Here is a 6,897-nt window from a genome sequence, read left to right as displayed (position 1 = left end):
TGAAAACGAGGAGACCCCAACCAGCTTTGGGTTGCAGACTTTACCTATGTATCGACATGGCAAGGTCAGATGTTTGCGGCCTTTGTGATTGATGTCTATGCCCGCCGGATTGTGGGTTGGCGAGTCAGCAGCCACATGCGCACTGACTTTGTTGTGGATGCATTGGAGCAAGCTCTCTACGCACGGCATCCTTCAAGCGATGAAAAGCTGATTCATCACTCCGACAGGGGGAGTCAGTACGTGTCCATTCGCTACACAGAGCGCTTGGAGGAAGCTGGCCTGATGCCTTCGGTGGGCAGCACCGGCGACTCCTATGACAACGCCCTGGCTGAAACTATCAACGGCTTGTACAAAACGGAGGTCTGGACCGGCCAGCCTTTCGTAGACACCTAGGAGCCATAATTCATGGCAACGACAGAGGTGTTTATGAGCAACAGGCAGTACACGGATGAGTTCAAGGCCGAAGCGGTCAAGCAGGTAACCGAACGTGGCTTCCGGGTGGCCGATGTGGCCCAGCGGCTCGGGGTCTCCACCCACAGCCTGTACGAGTGGCTGCGCAAGGCGAAGAGCGCTGCCAATGCCGACGGCGCGGAGGCGGCACTGCTGCCGACGGCGAAGGACTCGGCGGAGGTCCGGCGACTGAAGGCCGAGATCAAGCGTCTGACCGAGGAGCGCGACATCCTAAAAAATGTCCGCTGTCAAGGACTTTCGATTTGCATCGGACGGACGCAAACCCATATCTGACGCGGGTTTAGAGGGTATTCGGGTTCCGGGTAGCTACGGACCGCATCCATGTCAGGAGTTGCATGGGAGCCTGGGGATTGTGCTTCCCGGCGACCTGAGGCGCGCGCCAGCGCATAGACGCTGAGTGCGCGCACGGTCACCGTACCGCTGGAGCGAGCACGCCTCTGGCAGCCGTGGCCCGCAGCCGCCCAAGGGCAAACGGCGGCGCACACAGTACTCAGCGATCGAACTGCAGGAAACTCTCGACGTTCGCATTCAGCTCTTTCACAAGAGTCTGAGCATCATCGACGATGCGCTGTAGTGAAGCGCCGCCATCCATGTAGACCCTCATGGACACCAGTTGGAGCAGGCTAAGACCGATTCGGCGCAGATCGGCCAGCGTGCTTTCCGGCACAACAGACAGCCTGAAATAGGTCCAAGTGGCGATTTGCTGGCCGATGCCATAGGTTTCCTGCTGGGCTTTCTCGACACGCCCATCGAAGATCTCTTTGTTGGCACGGTCCCACATTTGGGTCAACTTGCGGGCAAGTTTGGCAATCGCCTCCAGGACTTTTCGCTGTGTCTCATCGCTGACCTCGATAGGATCGACCAGATCGCGCATCAACTCCGCAGCAGCGAAGCCTGCGGAGTTGCACACGTCGTTGAAGTTTTCCCCTTCGCCGAGGTAGTGCCGGAACTGTGCGACTTCATCGAGCTTCTCAGCTGTGGCTTCCAACCGTTCATTGACGTGGCTCTCAATGGCCCAGTCGGAGACGGACAGGTCGCGCAGCTTTGACGCATAGACCTCCGCATCTGCCGACCAATCTTCAATCCAGGGTTTCAGGCTTCGCATCTCGGAGTCCGTATCGCTCCAGCGTCGCACGTTGGCGAGCACGTCGGCCAGCGCAGACAGCTCCGGATGATTCTTGGGTCCTTCTGCGGCCTCCCCGGGCATGGAAGCTGTCAAGGCAGCGCGAACCTCTGAGGCCGTCGCCGGTCGGTAGACCGTGCCGTGCCGGATGTACGCGCGCGAATCCACGTAGTACAGAGGCTCTGAACCCTTCTCGACAGTGATGACGAGAACGCCGAGCCCATTTGCCGATGTCCAGCCGATCTGCGGGCGGACGGGGGGATCGATGATCTGGCAAACGCCCACGATCCTTCTGCCGAGATCATCTCGAACCGCTGGGTCATGTGCATTTTCGACTCCTGGAATCGAGCCGTCGTCTGCCACTCCAAGAAGGAGTCGGCCCCCGCTGCTGGAAGCGAAAGCCGCGATTTCCTTGGCAAGATCCCGCACCTGCTTTGGCAGCTCTCGCTTGAATTCCACAGTCTCGCTCTCACCGCCCTGAGCAAGCCGAGGAATATCTTCAGATAGCTGGGCGTCCGCCCACGGTTCGATGGTCATAGCGATATCATGCCCGCGCCTCGAAAGATCTCCACGAATTCCCGAGCTCCCTGCAGCAGCTGGCGCACGCCCACGTCGCGTGATTGCTTTGACTTTGAGTAATCGCTGGTGTGTGCACCATAAACGTATCAGCGCGCCTGCGGGCCTGCGGCAGTTTGACCGAACAGAAGCTTCTTGCCCTCCTCCGTCACCGCAGGACGCGATGCGAAAGGCTCGCCGCGCGCATAGGCCCTGATCGTCGCGGGACGATTGCGAATCGCATCAAACCACCGCCGCAGACTGGGGAACTCGTCGAGTTCCTGCTGCTGGCGCTTCCACGGCACCACCCAGGGGTAGGTCGCCATGTCCGCGATCGAATAGGTTTCACCTGCGAGATATTCCTGCACGGCCAGGCGTCGGTCGAGCACACCGTACAGGCGATTGGTCTCGTTGACGTAGCGCGTGATGGCATAGGGGATCTTCTCGGGCGCATAGATGCCAAAGTGATGGTTCTGACCGGCCATGGGGCCGAGTCCACCGACCTGCCAGAAGAGCCATTCCAGCACCGCCTTGCGCTCACGCAGGTCGGTCGGCATGAAGCGACCCGTTTTCTCCGCAAGATAGACCAGGATGGCGCCCGATTCAAAGACGGTCACGGGCTCCCCGCCGTCGACCGGCTGCATGTCGATGATCGCAGGCATCCGGTTGTTCGGCGAGAACGCGAGGAACTCAGGCTTGAACTGGTCGCCCGCACTGATGTCGACAGGATGAATGCGGTATTCGAGGCCAGCCTCCTCCAGAAACATCGTGACCTTGTGGCCATTGGGCGTGGGCCAATAGTAGAGGTCGATCATTTGCGACTCCGTCGTTGAGATGTGCCGGCGCCATCGAGCAGCGCCAATGCGGGCCGGACAAGCCCACGCAGCAATTCCGGTTCTGGCCGCGATCGCGCGAGGACGCGCAGCCCCATTAGCAAGCCGAGCAGCATCCGGGCGAGATCATCGGCCGGCAACGTGATGTTGATCGCGCCGGCATCTTGGCCGGCCTTGACGCAACGGTAGAAGAAGGCCTCCATGTCGCGCAAGACAGCGGCCAGTGCAGCCTGAAACTCCGCGTCGTGAGGTGCCAGCTCCAGTGCCGAGTTCACGATCAGGCATCCCTTGCGCTGGTCGTCGGCCAGCGACAATTCGATGATCTCATCGAAGAACGCACCGATGGCCGCACGAGGTGCCAACTGGGACTCGAAGCGCCGGACCCGATCGCAAAAGCCTCGCTCGACATAGTGTTCGAGCGCCTGCCGGTACAGCGTGCGTTTGTCGCCAAACGTGTTGTACAGACTGGGGCCGGCGATACCCATCGCGTCGGCCAGGTCCCGCACCGAGGTGGCTTCGTAGCCCCTCGACCAGAAGCATTGAATCGCGGCATCGAGGGCCACTGCTTCGTCAAACTCTCTGGGGCGCGCCATGATCGTTCCTGGATCGGTTCGTGGTTGGCTTCGTGAGTGGATGCGGTGCTTGATGCCGCGTCGTCACAATGCGCTGTGGTCCTTGACCGCCTCTTCCAGCGCGCTCTTGAGCGTCAGGAATCTCGCATCGACCGCTACCGGATCGTTACGGTTGAGCGCAATCATCTGGGCTCTCGCCTCCCCGCCCCGGATGACCTCGAAAGCGTTCGCCTCGATCCCGGCGACGATGGCATCGGCCACCGCAGAAGCAGGCTCGCGCGAAAACCCCAGTTCGGGACCAGCGCGATTCGACTTCATCATCGGCGTGTCCGTGCCTCCAGGATAGGCCGTCAACACATGAATGCCTTCGCCCTTGAGCTCGCGCCTGAGCGCCTCGCCAAAGCGAGCCAGACCTGCTTTCACCGCGGCATACGTTGCATAGAAGGGTGCGCCGACCAGGGCAATGCCGGAGGCGACATTCACCACCATGGCATCTCCGCTGGCCCGCAGAGCGGGGAGCGCCGCGCGGGTCAACAAGACTGGCGCGAGCAAGTCGACGATCACCATCTGCTCGATATCGGCTTCCGTGGTGTTCTCCAGCCGGCCAGCCCGCACGCCGCCGGCGTTGTTGACGAGGATGTCGAGTCCGCCCAGCGTCTGTATCGCCTGGTCCAGCGTGGCCGCGCGTCCCTCGGGACTTCCCACGTCAGCGCAGACGCCCGTCGCCGAGTCAAGGCTGCGCAGTGCATCGTCCAGGACGCTTCTGCGCCTTCCGGTGATGACCACCCTGGCGCCTCGCGCGATCAGCGCATGGGCCAGCGCGAGGCCGATCCCGCTCGATCCGCCCGTGACGAGGACCCGCTTGTTCTTCAGTTCCATTTCAAACTCCTTGCGCCGATGCAGGGGGATAGTTCGACGGGAAGAGCGCACGCTTGGTCTCCTCGTCGTTGATCGCCTTGAACGCATGGCTCTTGGCGAGCGCCCGGGCGCGAGCGACCGCCGGACGCGCATCCACGCCTGCGAACCACCGCTTCAGTTCGGGAAAGGGCCCCAGAGGATCCTCGGCGCCCTTGCGCACGCGGGAAGCGCGATCGAGCCAGCCCCAGGCGGAGATGTCGGCGATCGTGAAACCGCTGCCGACGATGAACTCGCGTCCGGACAGGTGATCGTTGAGAACCTGATAGTGCCGCTCCGCCTCGCGGCGGTAACGATTGGCCGCGTAGTCCAAGCCCTCGGGCGCGGCGAACTGGAAGTGCACCGCCTGCCCGGAGAACGGCCCCAATCCCGAGGCGATGAAGAGCAGCCAGGACAGCAACTCCGGCCGATCCTCGGACGTGCCCAGAAGCTGGCCGGTCTTTTCCGCCAGATAGATCAGGATGGCGGTCGAGTCGAAGACCCTGACTTCGTTGCCGCCCGGCCCCTCGGTATCGACGATGGCCGGTACCTTGCCGTTCGGATTGATCGCACGAAAGGCGGGCGCATGCTGCTCGCCCTTGCTTGTGTCGACCGGCAAGGCTTCGTAGGCCAGACCGGTCTCCTCCAGAAAGAGCGCGATCTTTGCGGGGTTGGGGGTCGGATGAAAGTAGAACCGGATCATGGTGTATGCCTCGTGGTTGCGGAAATCGATGGCTTCGCTGCTTTACGGGCAGGACGTGCTGCCAAGAGCACGCCGCCAACAACGACGGCAAGTGCAACGCACTCTCCACCAGACGGCAGCTCTCCAAGTACGGGAATGGCGGCCAGCGAAGCAACGACCGGAATCAGGGCGATGATGGCTGTGGCCGCAGATGGGCCCAGAAGCGCGACAGAGCGATTGAAGGAAACGATCGCAACGCCGCTCATCAGGACGCCCTGATAGACGGCCTGCAAGCCGATCTCGCTGGGTGAGGCCATGGCGAGGCGACTGAGCCCGCCAAAAATATAGATCGGCAGGAAGAGGATGGCCGACCAGAAGCAGATCAGGGCTGCGGCCTGCACAGGTGTCAGGGCGCTGCGCCGAAAAAGCAGCGTGTAGACGGCCCACATGGCAGCGGCAGTCATCAGGGCGATGAGGCCCATCGGGTTCATGCCACCGTGAGCGGAAACACCGCCTGCAACCATGAACACCAGTCCGATGATGATGGCGAGGTAGCCACACCAGCGCGCGCGGCCCTGTTTCTCTTTCAGGAAAATCCACGCGAAGGCGCCGGCGAATACCGGCATCAGGGTCGGCGCTATCGCTGCCGCGCGGCCGGCCGACGTGAGCTGCAGGCCGAGCGCGACCGCCAGGACGAAGGGCAACCCCCAAAGGCAGGCATAGACCAGCCCCTCACGCCATTCCTTGGCTGATAGGCGTCTCTTTCCCCGCAACAGCACTGGAAGAAGAATGACGGCACCGATGCCGAACCGCAGCGCGGTCACATCCCACAGGCGAAGTTCGCGCGTGACACTGAAGCGCGTCACGACGAACCAGCCCGCAAAGATCGTGACGCTGAGCCCGGCCCAGCAGAATCCGCGCAAGACGTTCCGGGATGATCTCTGAGGCCACGACGCGGCAGCCGGTCCGACTACCGCTTCTTGCACCAAGTCGACGGCCTGCGTCACGTAACCGCCTGCTCTTGCAGCGCCGCAAGAAGTCGCTGCGGGGCCAATCGCTGCCGGTAATCGACCTCGATGAAAGCCAGCGAGATCCTCTGGTTCGGCGTGATCACATAGGTGGCGGGAACGGGCAGCTCCCAACTGGCGTCCCCATTTATGCTCGGCAGCGCCTTGTTGCTGGAACTCAAGGCATCGCGCAGTTCCTGCGGCAATGGATAGACCAGCCCGAATTGGCGAGCCACGTCATTGCCCAGATCGCTCAGGACGTTAAACGTCAACGCCTCGCGCTCCGCGGTTGACAGTGATGCGTCCGGAAGCTGAGGTGAGATGGCCAGCATGCTTGCGCCAAAGGATGCCAACTCGGGCAGCAAGGCCTGGTAGGACCGCAGTTGGAGGTTGCAGTACGGACACCAGCCACCTCGATAGAAGGTCACCACCACAGGACCTTGCTTGAGAGCAGCGGACAGCGACACCGTGCCGCCTTGGGCGTCCGGCAACGAAAAGTCGGGGGCCCTGTCTCCCTCCTTCAGCGCAGCGTGCCTCGCAAAGGTCGATCGCAGTTCCTCGATCCTGGACTCATAGAGCGCGACCCGGCCGGCTGGAGCGGTGCGGGCGAACTCCTTTCGCAATTCTTGCAGTTGTCGATCAAGATCAATAACGGCCACTTGGATCTCCCTTCGAGCAAGGCAGTCGCGGCGGGGATCGCAGCGGACTCCCGTTATTTTATATCAGTCGATAAAAAATGTGTTGACTTGCATCCAAAATT

The 6,897-nt window shown here is 61.8% G+C and carries 7 protein-coding genes and 2 pseudogenes; 2 read left to right on the top strand and 7 right to left on the bottom strand.

All coding sequences use genetic code 11. The annotated features are described in order from the left end of the window. Positions 1-15 precede the first annotated feature (15 nt). A pseudogene (locus PY990_RS16145) lies at positions 16-363 on the top strand (DDE-type integrase/transposase/recombinase); the annotation flags it as partial. A gap of 63 nt (positions 364-426) precedes the next feature. Further along, positions 427-696, top strand: a pseudogene (locus PY990_RS16140) (transposase); the annotation flags it as partial. A gap of 265 nt (positions 697-961) precedes the next feature. Here PY990_RS16140 and PY990_RS16135 read toward each other — a convergent pair. The 7 genes from PY990_RS16135 to PY990_RS16105 form a co-directional block, all read right to left on the bottom strand. After that, positions 962-2,131, bottom strand: a complete 1,170-nt coding sequence (locus tag PY990_RS16135; RefSeq protein ID WP_013521169.1) for an AlbA family DNA-binding domain-containing protein — start codon at positions 2,129-2,131, stop codon at positions 962-964. A gap of 128 nt (positions 2,132-2,259) precedes the next feature. Further along, complete coding sequence (locus tag PY990_RS16130; RefSeq protein ID WP_013521170.1) at positions 2,260-2,964, bottom strand: glutathione binding-like protein; 705 nt, start codon at positions 2,962-2,964, stop codon at positions 2,260-2,262. Further along, the gene (locus PY990_RS16125; RefSeq protein WP_013521171.1) at positions 2,961-3,575 is read right to left on the bottom strand and encodes a TetR/AcrR family transcriptional regulator; all 615 of its coding nucleotides are present in this window, start codon (positions 3,573-3,575) and stop codon (positions 2,961-2,963) included. Before PY990_RS16125 ends, PY990_RS16130 begins: the two co-directional genes overlap by 4 nt. Positions 3,576-3,638: 63 nt before the next feature. Beyond that, a complete protein-coding gene (locus tag PY990_RS16120) occupies positions 3,639-4,433 on the bottom strand; it encodes an SDR family NAD(P)-dependent oxidoreductase (protein ID WP_013521172.1) in 795 nt (264 codons plus the stop codon). A 1-nt stretch (position 4,434) separates the two neighbouring features. Continuing rightward, entirely contained in the window at positions 4,435-5,151 is a 717-nt protein-coding gene (locus tag PY990_RS16115) for a glutathione S-transferase family protein (RefSeq protein WP_013521173.1), read from the bottom strand. Then, complete coding sequence (locus PY990_RS16110) at positions 5,148-6,053, bottom strand: DMT family transporter (protein ID WP_249368007.1); 906 nt, start codon at positions 6,051-6,053, stop codon at positions 5,148-5,150. The genes PY990_RS16115 and PY990_RS16110 overlap by 4 nt, the downstream gene beginning before the upstream one ends. 80 nt (positions 6,054-6,133) lie before the next feature. Then, the gene (locus PY990_RS16105; protein ID WP_013521175.1) at positions 6,134-6,796 is read right to left on the bottom strand and encodes a peroxiredoxin-like family protein; all 663 of its coding nucleotides are present in this window, start codon (positions 6,794-6,796) and stop codon (positions 6,134-6,136) included. Between the last annotated feature and the right edge of the window lie 101 nt (positions 6,797-6,897).

Source organism: Limnobacter olei, assembly GCF_029087225.1.
Lineage (GTDB): Bacteria > Pseudomonadota > Gammaproteobacteria > Burkholderiales > Burkholderiaceae_B > Limnobacter > Limnobacter olei.
The sequence above is the reverse complement of the archived record's forward strand: the minus strand, read 5'-3'. Positions and strand labels throughout refer to the sequence as shown.